A 15,803-nucleotide genomic window follows, 5' to 3' on the forward strand; every position below is an offset into this window, starting at 1 on the left:
GACGACCCCCTGAAAAACCCGTTTAATGCGCCCCGTTGCCCAGATAGCTCAGTCGGTAGAGCAGGGGATTGAAAATCCCCGTGTCGGCGGTTCGATTCCGTCTCTGGGCACCACCTTTCGTTTTCAGGTGATGCCAAGCACACCTGAAAGCACACAAGAAACCCGCCTAGTGCGGGTTTTTTGCTTTCTACGGTTCCCAACCGTTCCCTTGTAAGCCCAAACATATGTGAGTAGATTCGTGAGTAGATCCAGTTCGGTCTAGAAATCTACTCACACCAGGGCGGCAATACGCCCGCCTGGTGCGGCCTGCAAGGAGGCTGCGTGTCACTCTCAGATACCACCATCCGTACCGCCAAGCCGAAGGACAAGCTGTACCGGCTGACCGATGCCAATGGCCTATGCCTAGAAGTGACCCCGACCGGCTCTAAGCTGTGGCGCTATCGGTACCGCTTCAACGGCAGCGCGAAGATGCTGGCGCTCGGCACATACCCAGCGGTCACCCTGCTGAAAGCTCGTCAGCTTCGCGATGGGGCGCGCCAGCTGCTGATTGAGGGCACCGACCCCGGCGAACAAAAGAAAGCGGCCAAGCAAGCGCAGAAGGTCGAGGGACTGACTTTCGAGACGCTGGCGCGAGAATGGTTTGCCTACAACGCTCCTCGCTGGGCAGAGAGCACTACCTACAAAGCCAAGCTGTACCTGGAGAATGATTTAATTCCCGGCATCGGCGCCCGCCCGGTAAAAGCGATCACCCGGCCCGATCTGGTGGAGCTGGTGCGCAAGGTGGAAGCCAGGGGCACGCTCAATGCCGCCGGAAAGATCCGCCAATGGCTACACCAGATATTTCGGTATGGGCTGGCCAAGGGCGTCGTAGACGTCAATCCGGCCACTGATCTGAACGTAGTAGCTGCACCAACAAAAGCCGCCCGACACCACCCGCATATCACCTTTAACGAATTGCCCGAGCTACTGGGCAAATGCGAAGCCGCGAACATACATACCCTGACCCGGCAAGCTATCCGTCTGCTGACGCTGACAGCCGTTCGCCCTGGCGAACTTCGCCAAGCGCCATGGGTCGAGTTCGATCTGGATGCCGCTCTGTGGACAATTCCAGCCGAACGCATGAAAGCCCGCCGCCCCCATATCGTTCCTCTGCCCCGCCAGGCCGTCGCCATCCTGCGCCAGCTCCAAGAAGTTACTGGACGCTACGCACTTGTTTTTGCTGGCGCCAATCCCGATCGCCCCATGAGCGAGAACACGGTGAACAAAGCACTTCGAATGATGGGATACGAAGGTCGGCAGACCGGCCATGGTTTCCGCCACTTGCTCAGCACCGAGCTGAATGGCCGCGGTTACAACAAGGATTGGATCGAGCGCCAGCTTGCCCATGGTGATAGCGACGAAATACGCGGCACCTACAACCACGCGGCCTATGTCGAGCAGCGCCGGGAAATGATGCAAGCATGGGCTGACTCAATCGACGCCCTGTGCGTTGGCGCCAACGTGGTGAGCATCAAGCGTGCTTGAGACATTGAATTTCCGATAAATCATTCCCAATGTGTAGCAAGGGTTCCTTTTTCAAGTGTTGGACGGTTAACATATTGGCCACGGCTGGATATTCATACAGCGGACAATACATGAGCTTGTCGAATGGCGGGAGCCGGTGAAGACGAACAGCTGGAACCTTTCGGGCGCATAAGGCTCGATAGGATCTATGCCGACTGGGCGTCAGGTCATCATTTGAATCCTCGCCTGCTCGCCTCTGAACTCGCCGCTACGCTCGCAACATGCTCTCGTCTCGATCAGCCAGTAAATACTATGCATGCGTGCGTATTTTCTGATGGCCGATCAGACAGAACCATCCCGGTAACATTCGGGGCACTCATCGACTACTTCGATGCCGCCAGCGCCGGACAACAAGCCCTGACAATCGCAACCAGCTCAGGGCCGATACCGGCCGCTAGCATTCTGATCTGGCGAAAATGGATTGAGCGCCTTGTGGATGAGGCTACCGAGCGCGCCGAGATGGCCGCAGGATTCGCTCAGCCGGCGAACGATAGTGGAACGCTCTCACTGGCGATCAATGGCTCTGCCGCAACTAACCTTGCGCCCCCGCTGCCACACCTTTCGGGTAGCGCACCAGTAATTCTGAAAGCCCAGCAAGCTCAGCTTCGCCGTGAGGGCGAGAATAAGGCTAGCGAGCAGCTAGATAAGGAGCGGTCTGAGTGGGAACGCGAAAAACAAGAGAACATTGAACTCAAAGCTCAGCTCTTGACTGAACGAGCGCGGTCACAACAGCTAATGGAGGAAACTGAGCAGTACCGCAGGGAAGCTAGTGACGAGCGCCGCGCCAAGCGAGAGATCGAGGAGTCTCTTCTATCGATTGAGGAGAAGCTTGAGGAAGCTATGGTCCTGGCCGAAATAATGCGCACCGATAACGAGTTTTCACCACCTGAACTACGCCTCATGGTGATGTGCTGTCGTGAGCTCAGCCATGATTGCACCGTTGATGCTGTGGCCGAGAAAGGCATTGGGCTTCGTGAGCAAGTCAGAAGGTGGCTTGAAAAACGAGTGGGGAAACCGGCAGAAATTCAAATTGACCGATTTGCCACAGCGTTGACTCTGCTTTCTCGCAAAAAGGGAGGAGCTCCAACGCGTAGCACACGAAAAAAGGGGTGACCCGTTACAGGCTTTGTAAATCAATACGTGCAACCGTTATCCACAGCATGTTGGTGTAAACCCCTCACCCCTTGAGTGCAACCTCTCACCTGTTCCAGCCAATACTCGCCCGCCAACCTATGCCCATGTTCTCAACGCCACCCAAGGAGGCGCCCAACATGGCACGCACAGCCCACCCTCTCCGCAAACAAACCGAACAATCATCAGCCCAGTCTGAGCGGCCACTTCGCTTCATCAAGCTGGCTGAGGTCAAAGTTCTGACCACCCTTTCCACCTCCGAAATTTACCGCCGCATTGCAGCCGGACGCTTCCCCAAGCAGGTGATGCTGGGGCCGAAGTCTGCTGTTTGGATCGAGGCCGAGATTCTTGCGTGGTGCGACTCACTCGTCGCCATGCGAGTGGAGGCAGCCTGACATGCAGACAAAAAAAATGGCCGACCATCAGGCCAGCCACGAAAATACTCACGTAGAGAATACCAGCGGAACAGCTCAACGCGCTCGCCTTTTGGAGCGCCTGCAAGCCGGCCCGATTGACACCTTCACCGCCATCCGTGAGCTGAACATCGTCCGCCCTGGTGCCCGCATCAATGAACTGCGCGCTCTGGGCCACAAGATCCTGACCCACCGCCTCACCCTGACCGATGATCAAGGGCGCACCCACCAGGGTATGGCGCTCTACTACCTCAGCAACAACCCACCGGCCGGGGTGGCAGCATGAACAAAATCATGTTGAGCCAAATCAGCAGCGAGCCTCGCGTGGACAGCCGCCTACTGGCCGACCAGTTGGGCAATCAACACAAGAACTCCATGGCGCTGATCGAGCGCTACTCCGAAAAGTTCAAAGAGTTCGGCTTGCTGGCGTTTCAAACGGAGGCAAGGCCAGTCGGCCAGCATGGCGGTGGCGATGTGCGCTTCGCCCTACTGAACGAGGATCAAGCGTTCTTCCTGCTGGCGCTGTCTCGCAACACTGATCGCGTCGTAGAGCTGAAGTCTGATCTGATCATGGCGTTCCGCGAAGCACGGTATGGGCACGCCTACCAGACGTTGGAGGCTCGCAAGAAGGAAGCCAGCAGCAGTGGTCGCCGCCTGGCCCACTGGCGCTATGACAAGCCAGGCGTGTATGCGCACGTCGCCCATCTGAGGGAGCAACTGAAGTTGCCGCTTGATCTGGAGGACCTGCGCCCATGAACGCCTTGCTCATGCCCCGCGATGAAAGGTCTGTAACTTCTCTTGCCAGCAATCACGCCCGTCGGTATCGTTTGCCCGTCGCTGCAAATTCAGCGAACAGGCTTGGCGGCCTGAACTGTACAAGGCGCAACAGCGCCCCCATTATGATTGCAGGCGCTTTTTTTGTGCCCGCATTCTCGTGTTATGGCGGGTTGCGCAGGAGCACCCTCGGGTGCGCCGGTCTCCTTGTACGCCGGTCCGCCAATCCTGTGCAATCCGCCACCCTAATCTGCTTGGCGGCAGACCGTGGCGGTTCCTCAGTACAAGGAGCCTCATCCATGAAACGCGCCCTCATTCCGTCCGCAATTCGCGCCTTTGCTCACCGCCGCATGGCCCTGAGTGCTCTCCGCGAAAACTCGTCCCTCTCAGGTCGTCTCGCCCGCTACAACGCCCACATGGCAATCGTCCGCACTCTGGAAGCGCAGCGGGGTGTGCAATGAATGTGCAGACCCTGCCGGCAACGATGACTATCGAGGGTGAGATCCTCACTGACGCGATGCTGGATGCTCGCGATATGGCTTACATGAACTTCGCCCGCGAGGAGTTCAACAAGCTGGTACAGATCCTGTGGCCACTGCTCGACCATTTGTTGTGCCATGAGAAAAATGTTGTCGCTTCCGATATCGCCCGTCACATCGAGCAAGTCCGCTCATTCAGCGGCAACTTTTGCTGGCGGCATCGCCACTTGGGCGCCTCACATGGTGTCGTGGGCCAACGCAGCGAGTTGGGTGAAGGAGGTGCGGCATGACTGAAGCCCTCCAAAGCAACACGGGCGTCGTGGAGGATCTGCGCGACGCGCAAGAAACTCTAATGTTGCTGGCGCTTTCTTTTTCACTGATTGCCTCTCCCTCGACTCACATATTGGTGGCGCGCGTGACTGCCGTTTTCGCCCAACACACAGCTATGGCCTGGGCAGAACTGCTTGATGACGTGATCGCAGCTCAAGGAGGCTTACCGCTTGCCAAATTCTCGACAGCTTCCGGCACAGCCGCCCCGCTAATCACAGACCCGATAAAGGTTTAAGACCATGACAATTCAAAACGGCGCATTTGCGTCGACGGGATCGGCTTGCCCGAAAAAAGCCATCGAGCTGTTCTACGTCACGCACCCGAAGGTGCCCAAGGCGTTGTTGGGGCCGTTCTTGACCGAGGCTGACGCCGAGTGCGGACGCGTTGTTATGCGCAGTGCTGGCGCCCAGGTAACGGCCTGTTTGGTAGATGACATCGACGACATTACCCACTGGCACAGTGTGAACAACGGTCAGGTCTGCCGGGCCTTTGCTGGTGCTGGTCGCCGGGAGGTGGACCATGAGTAACGTTACTCCCATCAAGCGCAAAGATAGCGGTGGTCCGCCCAGTACGGGCGCTCATATCGACAGCGTCAGCTATGCGCTACTGGTGGAAACCCTGATTGGTTTCCTGGAACTGCGCATCAAGGAAGGCGACCAGGGCCGGAACTGCGATGAGCTGGAGCGCTTGAATCAGAAGCTGGAAAGCTTGGCCAAGCGATTCACCCCGCCGAAGGGGGCCGCATGACTGACGCCACGATCCTGTTCCGTGATGCGCTCCAGGCCGTCTATGGCCCACTCGACTGGACACCAGTGCCCGACGGCGCTATCCACCGGTTCCGTGTCCCGGACGACAAGACCGGCACCCTCAACGGTTGGTATGTGCTGTACCTGGACGGGATCGCCTCCGGCGCGTTCGGCAGTTGGAAGGCCGGTGGCGCCAGCACCTGGTGTAGTCGCGAACCGGTGGACGCCCGCGAGGCCGCACAGATCCGCGAGCGAGTGGATCAGGCTCGGCGCCAGCGCGAGGCCGAGCAGCACCGGCGCCAGCAGCAGGCCGCCGAGAAGGCCTGCCTCTGGTGGCGCAATGCGCGCCGCGCGGCACCAGACCACCCATACCTCGCCGCCAAAGGCGTTCGCTCCCACAGCCTGCGCCAGCGTGGCGCGGACCTGCTGATCCCGCTGTACCTGGATGGGCGCTTGGTCAACCTGCAACGAATTGCCCCGGACGGCGCCAAGCGCTTCTTGCCCGGTGGCCGCGTGAAGGGCACCTACTCGCCGCTGGGCATCATCGAACCGGGTTCTGTGCTTTGCATCTGCGAAGGGTGGGCGACGGCCGCCAGCCTCCACCAGCACGGCGGCTACGTCGTTGCCGCAGCCATGAACGCGGGCAACCTGATCCCGGCGGCGATGGGCCTTCGCTCCCGCTACCCAGGCCAGCCAATCGTCATCGCCGGCGACGACGACCGGCTCACCGACGGCAACCCAGGACGCAAAGCGGCAAACGCTGCGGCGGCGGCCGTGGGTGGCGAAGTGGCTTTCCCTGAGTGGCCAGAAGGCGCTCCCGATGACCTCACCGACTTCAACGACCTCGCCAACTGGAAACTCGCCAATGTCCAAGCCTGACACCAACGTGATCAACCTTCGGCCAGATGTGGCAACCATTGCGCCTGATCGTCCCTGCTGGGCGGTGTACGAACATTGGGTGACCAATGAAAAGGGCCGCAAGCTGCGCCCGGGCGTCTACTGGCACAGCTTCAAACGCGCCGCCGCGGATCAAGATGACGCCGAGGGCGATACCGGCGACCGGCCTATCACTGATGAATGGATCTCCAGCCCCGTCACTGTCGTGGCCCGCACCACCAACAGTGACGATGGCAGCGAAGGCCGGTTGCTGCGCCTGGTCACCGAGGGCGGCATCAAAGAATGGATTATCGCCATGGAGGTGTTCGGCGGCAGCGGCGAGGACGCCCGGCGTGCCTTGTTCGGCATGGGCGTCATTATCGCCCTCAAGAAACGCGGCACGTTCATGGAGTACCTGCTCGACCAGCACCCCGCCGAAGTGTTCGCCACCACCAGCCGGCCGGGCTGGCATGAGTCGGGCGCATTCGTGCTGCCTGGGCGAACTATTGGCAGCGCCAATGTCCGGTACCAGGCCAGCAACAAGGCTCAGGTACTTTTCAGCCGGCGCGGCGAGCTGGCGCTGTGGCAATCGGAGGTGGCCGCCAAGTGCGCAGGCAATCCGGTGCTGACACTGGCGATCGGCTGCTCGCTGGCTGGTCCATTGCTGAGCTTGGTCGGCGTGCTGGGTGGTGGTGTTCACCTGGTGGGCGACAGTTCGAGCGGCAAGTCACTGGCGCAACTGATCGGCTCCTCGGTGTGGGGTGACCCGGGCGTGTTCGCCGCCAGTTGGGACATGACCAAGGGTGGGCTTGAGATCGAAGCGTCGAGCCGTAACGACACCATCCTGCCGTTGGACGAAATCAAGCGCGCCGACCCGAAACGGGTTCAGGAGATGGCCTACTCCCTCGCCAACGGCCAAGGCAAAGGCACTATGACGCGTGAGCGTGAAGGCCGCGCCAAACTGAGCTGGCGCCTACTGACACTATCCAGTGGCGAGCGCTCCCTCTCTGAACACGCGGCCATATCCGGCAATGCCGCCCACGCTGGCGCCGAGTTGCGCATGGTCGACGTGAACGCCGGTACTCGGACACACCGGGCCTTCGACGAATTGCACGGGCTTGAGGGAGCGGACTTTCACCGACAACTCACCGTGGCGGTCAGCGCCCACCACGGACAACTTGGACCAGCTTTTGTGGAGCGCCTGGTCGCCGACGACGATAAGCCCGGGCTGCTCAGTGACTTTGACGGCATCCGCGCCCAGTTCGTCGAGGACAACGCCCAAGCCGGCCGCGTGGCTGACCGGTTCGCCGTAATCGCGCTAGCGGGCGAGATGGCCATCGCCTACGGCCTGCTGCCTTGGGAGCCGGGCACCGCCCTCGCCGACTGCCGCCTGCTCTACGGCGAATGGCTTTCCCGTGTGGGTGGAGGCAACGCAGAAGACCGCCAGATTCTGGCCGGCATCATCGACTTTATCGACAAGCACGGCAGCAGCCGTTTCTCGGACGTGGACGCACCCGAGGTGGACGTCAAGGTGTTCAACCGTGCCGGGTACTGGGAGGTGGTCGCCGGCAAGCGACTGTTCCTGTTCAACAAGTCTGCGCTCATCGAAGCCGCCCACGGGTTCGGCCTCACCCGGGTCATCAAAGCGCTGGAAGTCGGGGGAGCCCTGGCCAAGCGCGACACCGACCGAGAAAGCCGCAAAACCAAAAAGTACCGCATCCCCGCCGGCGGATCGGCTCGGCTGTACGTCATCGACCCGGAAGCCCTGGACAGCGAAGGCGGTGCCGCATGACCTCCACCAACATCAGAAATGAATGCCCGACTTCACAGGAACCTACAAACGTGGGGAACAGGGGGAACGGGGGAACAGCCAGTAAATACGCGGCCTGTAGCCGCTCCCCCTTATTGAGTGGTTGGGGAACAGGGGGAACACAAACATGTTTTTGAATATAAGCGAATACCGCCTTCCTGACGTTTGGTTATCACTGTTCCCCACAAAAAAGCGTGGGGTACAGAATCCCCCTCTAAAAGGCCCGGAATCATTGGGTGTTCCCACTGTTCCCCCGTTCCCCCGTTTTTTTTTCACAGACACATTTGGGCAATGGAGCAAATCGGGGGAGGTGACGACATGAGCCTCCTTTCCAGCCTGCTCGACCACATGCCGCCAGCTATCGCCGGTACCGACTCCCCAATTTTGCGGAGTCGCCCAGAACCTCGCCCGCGCCTGGTGCTGGCCACTCGCGTCGAGCGCCCTGGTCAGTTCATCACCGGCCCGCACGCAAGCGCCGCCACTGCCACACCCGAGTGGCGGCTGGCCCGTGATCAATACCTCAACCACATCATGGCTTGTCGGGGCTGCTACGCGCCCACCGGCCGCCATTGCACAGCTGGCGCCCACCTGCGTGCCAGCTACGACAACACGCCCACGGAGGCGCTCCAATGACGCCCGGCCTTATCACCCGCTTGTGCAACATCGCTTTGAAGCCAGACATCAGCGTCGCCACGCAGCTCATCACTACACGGTGGATCTGCCGCGCCATTGCTGACCAGCTCGACGCTATCCGCGCCGAACGTCGAGCCATTCGCCGCGAAGCCGGCAAGTTGAAAGCGTTCCTGCCGTTCACGCGACAAGCGATCGAGGAACTGGAGGAAAGGGCCCGGGATCACCAGGAGGCTATCCGCACCGGAGCACAGGATGCGCTCGCCGGGTTCGGCCAATCGCTGATGTTCGACCGGGAAGGGCTGGCGCAGGCGTGTGGATTCGACCGGATGTGCGACTTGCTGGGCGTCAACCCAGTACATCGCCAGCAAGCTAGAACAGACGGAGATACCAGCCTTCGCGGGTTGGCCTACCTCTCCCAACTGGAGGACAGCGCCGACCGCAAGAGTGAGGAATGGGGCGCCGGCGGCCCTCTGTATCGCGCCTTCCATGCCGCCATGATCCGGTTCATCAGGGAATGCCCGGAAGACCAGTTGCCCGATCCCTTCGCGCCTGGCGCTCCCTTCGGCCCGAAGCTCCCACCCACCCTGAGCATCGTCAGCAAGTAGAAACCCAATTACGCGACACGTTTTGCGAATTACGAAAACGTGTCGCGACACAGAGCAACACAACTGGGCATCAGCCCATAACCAGCGCCAGCGGCGCACCAGAGGTACATATGACGGAACAGGACAGCAACGCGGCGAGCCAACCGCCGACATATCGGGATCGCTTCGAGGAGGCGTGCAAGACAAACCGCTTTGAGTCTTACCCACTGAAACAGGGACCAGATTCTGGCTACTTGGTGTGGGATGTCCAGCACGTCCGCGATGGACAGAAGGTGACCATCGACGGGCCGTTTTTCACTGAAGAGGAGGCTCGGGTTTCGGCCGATCTACTGCGAGGAACGTTCCGCGGTGCAAGAGCGTACAAGGCAATCCACGACCGGATCTGGAACTACGACCCTCTGCACGAGCAAGTGATATTCGATCAGGCGCGCATGTCGCGATCCCTGCTCGCCATTCGCTTGGGCACCACAGTCCCAGCCATCAATCCATAGGAGAACGGAAATGGCCGCAACAGCAGCGCACTACAGACCACGGACAACGATTCAGCTCAGCAGCATCTTGGGAAGAAAGTTTTTCCGGCAGAAGGACTATCTGCTCGAAACCGGCAACGCCTGGGAAGTGTTCAGGGCATTGAGGGCAACGGTCGAAGGGTTCACTGAGGAAGTCGCCCGCCTTCAACGTCTGGGCATGAGGTTCGCCATAATCCGCAACGGCAAGAATGTTGGTGAGAAAAACTTCGACCTTGGCGGTATCAGGACACTGAAAATCGTACCGGTGATCAGCGGGAGTAAGCGTGCTGGTGTTTTTCAGACCATTCTCGGGGTCGTGATGATTGCCGCATCAGCTTTCATTACATATGCATCTGGAGGCACAGCATCCCCATTCACTAGCGCTATGGCTACCACTGGCTACGGCCTGGCGATCGGCGGCGTCATTCAGATGCTCAGCCCACAGGCCTCCGGCCTCAAGCAAAGCTCATCCCCCGAAAACGCCCCGTCCTATGCCTTCGGCAGCGCCAAGAACACTACGGCCAGTGGTAACCCAGTGCCGATCTGTATCGGCGAACGCCGGTGGGGCGGGATGATCATCTCGGCCTCGATCAGCGCGGAGGACAAAACATGAACAACTCACAGCATGAACAGATTAGGACCATTAAGCTCTACGGTCAGTTGCGTCAATTTGGAAAGTCCTACCAGCTCGCCGTGCGCACTCCTGCCGAGGCGGTGAAGGCGCTGTGTGTCCAAATCCCTGGGTTTGAACGATACCTCTCTAACGCGAAATCGCGAGGGATTGTGTTTGCCGTGTTCCGTGGAAAGAAGAACATCAGCCAGGCCGAGCTTGAGTATCAAGGTGATGGAGACATCATCATTGCGCCGGTGATCGAGGGCAGTAAGCGGGCCGGCGTCCTACAAACCATCGTGGGTGTGGCGCTCATTGTTGTAGCGGCCGTGATGACTTACGCGTCTGGCGGAACAGCAGCTCCGCTCACGTCCGGGATGATGACAATGGGGGCCGCGATGGCTTTTGGCGGGGTTATTCAAATGCTCAGCCCGGTAGCCAAGGGCCTGAAGACCAGCGCTGCGCCAGAGAACACCCCCGGCTATGCCTTCGGCAGCGCCAAAAACACCACGGCATCCGGCAACCCGGTCCCGCTGTGCATCGGCAAGCGCCGCTGGGGTGGCGCGATCATCAGCGCCGCAATTTACGCCGAAGACCAGATGTGACGGCTATATGCCGGTGCTACAGTTGCAACCTCATGACAAGGAGTTCCCATGCTGAAGATCGCCGCTGCAACTTCCCTGGTCGCCCTGGTGACCGGCTGCTCTACCTCTCCCGTATCGTTCGACCAGGCCAAGCCTGTTCCTAGTGAAAGGGTGCTGGCCTACGGGAAAAAACCTACTGGTCCTTATGGGACAATTCAGGTTGCACGCGATACCGGTTTCGTCGGCGGGGGCTGCTTTGTAGCCGTTCACGTCGACGGCCGACCGGTTGCTCGCATTGATACAGGCGAGGCGGTGAGTCTGTTCGTGCCTGCTGGCGATCACTTGGTTGGGCTGGGAGCAGATGAGCGCGGGTCTGGCCTATGCAGTTGGTCAGGGCAGCTAAAAGAGCAATCTGCAACATTGAAGGCTGGCCAGGTAAAGCGGTTCCGGATCGGCGGGGATACGAATATTGGCTTGGATATTCGCCCCAGCTCAATTTAACAAACGGTCAAAGCAGACCATATGATCTCACTGAGATCGTGTCGTCAGCTTTGCATCTCAAGATTGACGATATTCCCTACGTCTCTACTAGCCAATAATTGAAGACACCCTGGTGCCGATATGAGTAAGCAGAAAACGCCCCCTGTGCTTTTTCGGTTCCGCCCTCTTGACGATGATCTTCTAACACGTGAATTGGACGCACTTAAAAACGCTTACCTCTTCGCACCTCCATTTGGAAAAATGAACGATCCGATGGAGGCATTTTACGAAACGGGAAGCCACGGTGATCAATTCGTAAATGATGTTCTACAACCAACTGGCGTCAGCACCCACAGCTTCTACAAACCTTTAAAGGAAATGACGAATCGCTTCGCGTTGATCTCATTCTCCACCACGCACGAATACCTTCCTATGTGGGCGTACTACGCCAGCAATTTCGCAGGTATGTGCTTAGAGTTCAGTACCGCTCAGCTGTCTACCGGTGATTTGAAGGATGAGCATCTCTTGGAAGTCGAATATGTGACCTCTCCAGCCTCGCCCATCAACCTCACGGATATTTTTGCAAAGGACCAAGCTGCAAGGGTAATGAAGCGATTAGCGCAGAAGCGAATAGAGTGGCGCCATGAGGAAGAATGGCGTTTCGTTACCGGAGAGGTTGGGCGAAAACACTATCTCGATGACGCGCTAAGCCGCGTTTATATCGGGCCTCGAGCCAATCCAAGTCATGTTGCTGCCATCTGCGAGACGCTGGCTGGAAGACCTGTTGAAATTTTGCAAGGTGAGATTAATGGTTACTCAATGACGTTTCAGACCATTCAAGTCCCCACTCCATGGTCCGAGGCAGAAAGGCAAGTAGACTCGATATTCAATGGCGCTGAAGGCTTACCGGACCAATCGGAACTTGATGGTTTCCTTTCAGTCCCCTACAACACTCTAGCCGAGACTTGTATCTCGTTAGCACGACACCCAAATATGGAGGAATTCGGTGGGATCGGTTTGAATGGCGCAAATGACGCTCTGTTCATTTGGACCTCTTATCTGTTGCGCAACGGCAGACGAGTTTATGTGCGCCGCTACTATGGCCATGATATGGAACTGCTAGAAAATTAAGCTGAATAATGAGTAACCACAGCGGTAACCACCAAAAGTAATCACCCCCCGCCTGGGTCTCCGTTACGGAGTAATCCAGCGCCCTTCAACCTTGATAATTGTTAACAGGCTGATTGGCTGGCCAATGTCAGGTTTTGTCAGGTCGCTGACGCCGGCCAGATCGGTCGGTATCCACGCTGGTATCCACGGTTTGGGTAGCTACGGCGCGGATACCCTGGGTGGTGACCACCACTGGTGACCGCTCTCCCTAGTCACCGGAGCATCAAATCCCCTATACCGAAACAGCCCGTGGAAGATTGGCGTCAAGCACTAAGCTATCTCGCCACCGATCAGCGTTGGCCGACTGGCGGGCTGATATATTGCTCGGCTCCTCCCTAGAACAAGGAATGCGAAAGTGAAGCTCCTATCCATTTTGGCGCTCGCCCTATTAACAACGGGCTGTGCTACCGGACCAGCAGTTGAGTGGGTGACGGTCCGCAATACAGATCAATTCACGGACAAATCAAGCTGTGCTGTAACCGTAGGGGCTTACTACACCAAGCACGGGATATACACCGTCAGCAATCAGTATTACCCCTACATCGAGGCGGTAAACGGTGACCTACGAGTAGGCGTTAAAAGCGGTGGGCGCTTTCTAATCCCTGTCGGCGACGTACAAATCAGAGTCGATCAGAACAAGGCATGGACGATCAGCACCAGCGAAACCCCGCTGGACTATGTGCCCGAGGGCCAGCTTAAAGCTATGCAAGCCTACGCGCCAAAAGATCCCCAGCAGCAGCAAATAGTGGAAAACGCCTACAAGACTGCAATGGAGGCCACGGCACGGTCCATGTCGCCGTTTACCGCGGCAACAGGTGAGAAGGCTCGGTCAATTCTCAAAGAAATGCGGTCCGGCAAGACGCTTATCTATCGCACTGTTGGCTTGAATCAGGCAGCGTCTACGACCGGGGAATATGTACTGGACCAGTCGCTGGAGACTGCTTTGCGCCAGTGCGGTATCCAGTAACCGCGGGGATCAACAATTCTCGCGGAGTCTTTCGCGCACGGCCGTCGCGCACCTGGTCAATCCGCGAAGCCCTCTCCCCCGCAAGGTTTCACACAGCCTTTCACGCAGTGCCTTCACGCAACTGAACTGCGTGAACTCTCTGCGGGAGAGCGACGCGCCGCTGATACGCAGCCAGGTACGCACCATCGATACGCACTCGCCGATGCATACCGGTAGCAGGTTCGCACCAATGGTTCGCAACCACCAACGCGCGAACCACCGCCCCAGAAAGGGTGGGCCGGTCTCCTGTGCTGTTTCCACGGATCGCTGCTATTTCGCCCCGCGGGATGGACGAACTGCGGCTATCGTTGCTGCTCAAATCACGGAGACTCCAAAATGGCTGAACAGTACGCGGGACAAATCGTTGCGGTAGGGCCGGACAATTTGGATTACCAGATTCAGGTCTTTCAAGACGTGATCACAGAACGATTACTTAGCGGCGAGGTGAGGCACACGCCTGGATTGAAGCGTTATCAAATTCAGGGAGGCGGTGCTGTAAACCAGATATCTGAGACCGAATACCAAGTGGTCGCGACTGGCTTGAAGTTGACTGTGTACGCTTAAACAAAGCCGAATGGCCAAACACTTCCATGGATGAGTTCTGCACACACGATCAGTGCGCAGTTCGCATCCGTGGTTCGCGCTCCAAGTTAGTACCGCTCCAAACAGCACACAGGCAGCTCTCCGGTTATCAAAGGCATGTTTACAGGCGCTGGTTTCCACTGTGGTTTCCAGGGTATAGCAATGGTTTCCACTGGCAACCTAAGCTTCTAATAGGATTACTGAGGAGAGCTTTTGAATCAGAACTGACATCAGCGCGGCAATCAAACGGCTATTGTCACTGGCAAAAATCGGGGTAATGCGTTTTGGTTCCTTTGCAACGGGGGAAACGCTTACAGCCCCAAAACTTCCCGCCTGCATTCTTGCCTACCCTAGCGGTTCGTACTGACATACCTCCACCACAAATTGGGCATTTAACTTTGGGCGAACTCTTTGGGTGAGCTGCCTTTGGGCGCGACACCGGGCTATTCGCTGGCGGCGGGATAGCCTTCAAATGGATATTTGGGATTTCGGTGGCGGTGGCGGTGGCGGTGGCGGTGGCGGTGGCGGTGGCGGTGGCGGTGGCGGTGGTTAGAATCTCGCTATTTGCTCTAAGCTTCGCTAGCCATTTTTCCCTCCCTGCGCTGTATGCGACCACTGCCCAGACAGTCGCACCAATGCTAAGCAAGAATTTGATAGCGCCAACTGTTCGATCAACCCCGCCATGCGAGGAACATGCCCCACGCCGACCAATCGACGCAGAAGCCCAACCGTCACTACAAACGGCTCCGCCAAGAAGAATCGACAACAAGATCATCGCCCCCAGAAAGACGATTATTCCCACGAGCCACGTCCGGTCCTTGGAATACAAAATCAGGCCCCTCATCACACATTATCGGGATCGGGCGTAATGACCCGAACAAACTTGGCACGTTGATATCACATCGAATTTGAGTGGTCATCAATAGTTGTCTCGACCATGCGCGCCGTGAGTGTTGAATTCAACACACCGTGTAGATCCCAACACGCTGGCGCCCGCTATCTTTGACCACGCTTTGACGGAATGTGAGACAGGCATGAGACGAAATCAGCGCAGGGTGGGCGTCCGAGCCTTATCTAGTGCGAGGGCCGTCAAACTAGCCGGTCTGGCCGTCTCATCCCCCTGACAGACCTAAGACGGATTATGGACAGGCTCTGGACGGATTCTGACCATCGCCAGCAGACAGAATGCCGGGAAAGCAGTGGCACACCTGGTGCGCAGGCGGCTGAGCCGTGTCAGAGCAGTGCACCCCCGTCCAAAATGGCTGGAGCCTTGACCAGCCTTGACGAAATATTTGACAGGGTTTGACGGATTGTCAGGCGACCATGCGCCAGCGTCTGGCTGAACGCCTTGATCTGTATGGGCTGGCGCGGTTTTATCGGGTAGCAGTGGGCGCAGTTCGTCAAATACCCATCAAGGAAGATTCGCCAGCGAAAGAAGGCGAAAAACGCCCTGAGAACAGGCCGGAACAGGCGATAGGTCGTGCCCAAGCAAACTACCCGGA

Annotated in this window: 23 protein-coding genes and 1 tRNA gene; 22 read left to right on the top strand and 2 right to left on the bottom strand. The window is 58.2% G+C overall.

Features of this window, described 5'->3' with window-relative positions; translation table 11 throughout:
• Positions 1–37: 37 nt before the first annotated feature.
• From EI969_RS28850 to EI969_RS28950, 22 genes are all read left to right on the top strand, one after another.
• Positions 38–113 (top strand) — tRNA-Phe (locus EI969_RS28850).
• Positions 114–321: 208 nt separating this feature from the next.
• Entirely contained in the window at positions 322–1,524 is a 1,203-nt protein-coding gene (locus EI969_RS28855; protein ID WP_160390687.1) for an integrase arm-type DNA-binding domain-containing protein, read from the top strand.
• Between the two features lie 123 nt (positions 1,525–1,647).
• The gene (locus EI969_RS28860) at positions 1,648–2,676 is read left to right on the top strand and encodes a hypothetical protein (RefSeq protein WP_160390688.1); all 1,029 of its coding nucleotides are present in this window, start codon (positions 1,648–1,650) and stop codon (positions 2,674–2,676) included.
• Between the two features lie 158 nt (positions 2,677–2,834).
• Entirely contained in the window at positions 2,835–3,089 is a 255-nt protein-coding gene (locus tag EI969_RS28865; RefSeq protein ID WP_160390689.1) for an AlpA family transcriptional regulator, read from the top strand.
• A 1-nt stretch (position 3,090) separates the two neighbouring features.
• On the top strand, positions 3,091–3,393 hold the full coding sequence (locus EI969_RS28870) for a helix-turn-helix domain-containing protein (RefSeq protein WP_160390690.1): 303 nt from the start codon (positions 3,091–3,093) through the stop codon (positions 3,391–3,393).
• Complete coding sequence (locus EI969_RS28875; RefSeq protein ID WP_160390691.1) at positions 3,390–3,863, top strand: Rha family transcriptional regulator; 474 nt, start codon at positions 3,390–3,392, stop codon at positions 3,861–3,863. The genes EI969_RS28870 and EI969_RS28875 overlap by 4 nt, the downstream gene beginning before the upstream one ends.
• A gap of 317 nt (positions 3,864–4,180) precedes the next feature.
• A complete protein-coding gene (locus EI969_RS30325) occupies positions 4,181–4,342 on the top strand; it encodes a hypothetical protein (protein WP_178120866.1) in 162 nt (53 codons plus the stop codon).
• Positions 4,339–4,650, top strand: coding sequence for a hypothetical protein (locus EI969_RS28880; RefSeq protein ID WP_160390692.1), 312 nt, complete (start codon positions 4,339–4,341; stop codon positions 4,648–4,650). Before EI969_RS30325 ends, EI969_RS28880 begins: the two co-directional genes overlap by 4 nt.
• A complete protein-coding gene (locus EI969_RS28885; protein ID WP_305989814.1) occupies positions 4,647–4,925 on the top strand; it encodes a hypothetical protein in 279 nt (92 codons plus the stop codon). Before EI969_RS28880 ends, EI969_RS28885 begins: the two co-directional genes overlap by 4 nt.
• Before the next feature lie 4 nt (positions 4,926–4,929).
• The gene (locus EI969_RS28890) at positions 4,930–5,217 is read left to right on the top strand and encodes a hypothetical protein (protein ID WP_160390693.1); all 288 of its coding nucleotides are present in this window, start codon (positions 4,930–4,932) and stop codon (positions 5,215–5,217) included.
• A complete protein-coding gene (locus tag EI969_RS28895; RefSeq protein WP_160390694.1) occupies positions 5,210–5,437 on the top strand; it encodes a hypothetical protein in 228 nt (75 codons plus the stop codon). Before EI969_RS28890 ends, EI969_RS28895 begins: the two co-directional genes overlap by 8 nt.
• Positions 5,434–6,315, top strand: coding sequence for a toprim domain-containing protein (locus EI969_RS28900; RefSeq protein ID WP_160390695.1), 882 nt, complete (start codon positions 5,434–5,436; stop codon positions 6,313–6,315). The genes EI969_RS28895 and EI969_RS28900 overlap by 4 nt, the downstream gene beginning before the upstream one ends.
• On the top strand, positions 6,302–8,104 hold the full coding sequence (locus EI969_RS28905) for a DUF927 domain-containing protein (protein WP_160390696.1): 1,803 nt from the start codon (positions 6,302–6,304) through the stop codon (positions 8,102–8,104). The genes EI969_RS28900 and EI969_RS28905 overlap by 14 nt, the downstream gene beginning before the upstream one ends.
• 336 nt (positions 8,105–8,440) lie before the next feature.
• Positions 8,441–8,755 (top strand): hypothetical protein, encoded by a 315-nt coding sequence (locus EI969_RS28910; protein WP_160390697.1) that lies wholly within the window; start codon positions 8,441–8,443, stop codon positions 8,753–8,755.
• Positions 8,752–9,360, top strand: coding sequence for a hypothetical protein (locus EI969_RS28915; RefSeq protein ID WP_160390698.1), 609 nt, complete (start codon positions 8,752–8,754; stop codon positions 9,358–9,360). The genes EI969_RS28910 and EI969_RS28915 overlap by 4 nt, the downstream gene beginning before the upstream one ends.
• A gap of 110 nt (positions 9,361–9,470) precedes the next feature.
• Positions 9,471–9,851, top strand: coding sequence for a hypothetical protein (locus EI969_RS28920; protein WP_160390699.1), 381 nt, complete (start codon positions 9,471–9,473; stop codon positions 9,849–9,851).
• A 10-nt stretch (positions 9,852–9,861) separates the two neighbouring features.
• Positions 9,862–10,482, top strand: a complete 621-nt coding sequence (locus tag EI969_RS28925) for a tail assembly protein (protein WP_160390700.1) — start codon at positions 9,862–9,864, stop codon at positions 10,480–10,482.
• Positions 10,479–11,084 carry a tail assembly protein gene (locus EI969_RS28930; RefSeq protein WP_160390701.1) on the top strand — a complete coding sequence of 202 codons (606 nt, stop codon included), beginning with the start codon at positions 10,479–10,481 and terminating at the stop codon, positions 11,082–11,084. Before EI969_RS28925 ends, EI969_RS28930 begins: the two co-directional genes overlap by 4 nt.
• Positions 11,085–11,132: 48 nt before the next feature.
• Positions 11,133–11,564: a hypothetical protein gene (locus EI969_RS28935; RefSeq protein ID WP_160390702.1), complete on the top strand. Its 432-nt coding sequence runs from the start codon at positions 11,133–11,135 to the stop codon at positions 11,562–11,564.
• A gap of 120 nt (positions 11,565–11,684) precedes the next feature.
• The gene (locus tag EI969_RS28940) at positions 11,685–12,674 is read left to right on the top strand and encodes a DUF2971 domain-containing protein (RefSeq protein WP_218575264.1); all 990 of its coding nucleotides are present in this window, start codon (positions 11,685–11,687) and stop codon (positions 12,672–12,674) included.
• A 394-nt stretch (positions 12,675–13,068) separates the two neighbouring features.
• A complete protein-coding gene (locus EI969_RS28945; RefSeq protein ID WP_160390703.1) occupies positions 13,069–13,680 on the top strand; it encodes a hypothetical protein in 612 nt (203 codons plus the stop codon).
• A gap of 375 nt (positions 13,681–14,055) precedes the next feature.
• Positions 14,056–14,283, top strand: coding sequence for a hypothetical protein (locus EI969_RS28950; protein ID WP_160390704.1), 228 nt, complete (start codon positions 14,056–14,058; stop codon positions 14,281–14,283).
• Positions 14,284–14,557: 274 nt separating this feature from the next.
• On the opposite strand, the gene EI969_RS31145 is transcribed toward EI969_RS28950, so the two are convergent.
• Both EI969_RS31145 and EI969_RS28955 read right to left on the bottom strand, forming a co-directional pair.
• Positions 14,558–15,145, bottom strand: coding sequence for a topoisomerase DNA-binding C4 zinc finger domain-containing protein (locus tag EI969_RS31145; RefSeq protein WP_371926035.1), 588 nt, complete (start codon positions 15,143–15,145; stop codon positions 14,558–14,560).
• A 389-nt stretch (positions 15,146–15,534) separates the two neighbouring features.
• Positions 15,535–15,789 (bottom strand): hypothetical protein, encoded by a 255-nt coding sequence (locus EI969_RS28955; RefSeq protein ID WP_160390705.1) that lies wholly within the window; start codon positions 15,787–15,789, stop codon positions 15,535–15,537.
• Positions 15,790–15,803 lie beyond the last annotated feature (14 nt).

The sequence above is a fragment of the Pseudomonas sp. PB101 genome (genome assembly GCF_009764265.1).
GTDB lineage: Bacteria > Pseudomonadota > Gammaproteobacteria > Pseudomonadales > Pseudomonadaceae > Aquipseudomonas.

Bases quoted from the DNA above. Each gene is read 5' to 3' on its own strand.
- EI969_RS28860 (WP_160390688.1), top strand. From the start codon at position 1,648: ATGGCGGGAGCCGGTGAAGACGAACAGCTGGAACCTTTCGGGCGCATA.
- EI969_RS28865 (WP_160390689.1), top strand. From the start codon at position 2,835: ATGGCACGCACAGCCCACCCTCTCCGCAAACAAACCGAACAATCATCA.
- EI969_RS28870 (WP_160390690.1), top strand. From the start codon at position 3,091: ATGCAGACAAAAAAAATGGCCGACCATCAGGCCAGCCACGAAAATACT.
- EI969_RS28875 (WP_160390691.1), top strand. From the start codon at position 3,390: ATGAACAAAATCATGTTGAGCCAAATCAGCAGCGAGCCTCGCGTGGAC.
- EI969_RS30325 (WP_178120866.1), top strand. From the start codon at position 4,181: ATGAAACGCGCCCTCATTCCGTCCGCAATTCGCGCCTTTGCTCACCGC.
- EI969_RS28880 (WP_160390692.1), top strand. From the start codon at position 4,339: ATGAATGTGCAGACCCTGCCGGCAACGATGACTATCGAGGGTGAGATC.
- EI969_RS28885 (WP_305989814.1), top strand. From the start codon at position 4,647: ATGACTGAAGCCCTCCAAAGCAACACGGGCGTCGTGGAGGATCTGCGC.
- EI969_RS28890 (WP_160390693.1), top strand. From the start codon at position 4,930: ATGACAATTCAAAACGGCGCATTTGCGTCGACGGGATCGGCTTGCCCG.
- EI969_RS28895 (WP_160390694.1), top strand. From the start codon at position 5,210: ATGAGTAACGTTACTCCCATCAAGCGCAAAGATAGCGGTGGTCCGCCC.
- EI969_RS28900 (WP_160390695.1), top strand. From the start codon at position 5,434: ATGACTGACGCCACGATCCTGTTCCGTGATGCGCTCCAGGCCGTCTAT.
- EI969_RS28905 (WP_160390696.1), top strand. From the start codon at position 6,302: ATGTCCAAGCCTGACACCAACGTGATCAACCTTCGGCCAGATGTGGCA.
- EI969_RS28910 (WP_160390697.1), top strand. From the start codon at position 8,441: ATGAGCCTCCTTTCCAGCCTGCTCGACCACATGCCGCCAGCTATCGCC.
- EI969_RS28915 (WP_160390698.1), top strand. From the start codon at position 8,752: ATGACGCCCGGCCTTATCACCCGCTTGTGCAACATCGCTTTGAAGCCA.
- EI969_RS28920 (WP_160390699.1), top strand. From the start codon at position 9,471: ATGACGGAACAGGACAGCAACGCGGCGAGCCAACCGCCGACATATCGG.
- EI969_RS28925 (WP_160390700.1), top strand. From the start codon at position 9,862: ATGGCCGCAACAGCAGCGCACTACAGACCACGGACAACGATTCAGCTC.
- EI969_RS28930 (WP_160390701.1), top strand. From the start codon at position 10,479: ATGAACAACTCACAGCATGAACAGATTAGGACCATTAAGCTCTACGGT.
- EI969_RS28935 (WP_160390702.1), top strand. From the start codon at position 11,133: ATGCTGAAGATCGCCGCTGCAACTTCCCTGGTCGCCCTGGTGACCGGC.
- EI969_RS28940 (WP_218575264.1), top strand. From the start codon at position 11,685: ATGAGTAAGCAGAAAACGCCCCCTGTGCTTTTTCGGTTCCGCCCTCTT.
- EI969_RS28950 (WP_160390704.1), top strand. From the start codon at position 14,056: ATGGCTGAACAGTACGCGGGACAAATCGTTGCGGTAGGGCCGGACAAT.
- EI969_RS31145 (WP_371926035.1), bottom strand. From the start codon at position 15,145: ATGAGGGGCCTGATTTTGTATTCCAAGGACCGGACGTGGCTCGTGGGA.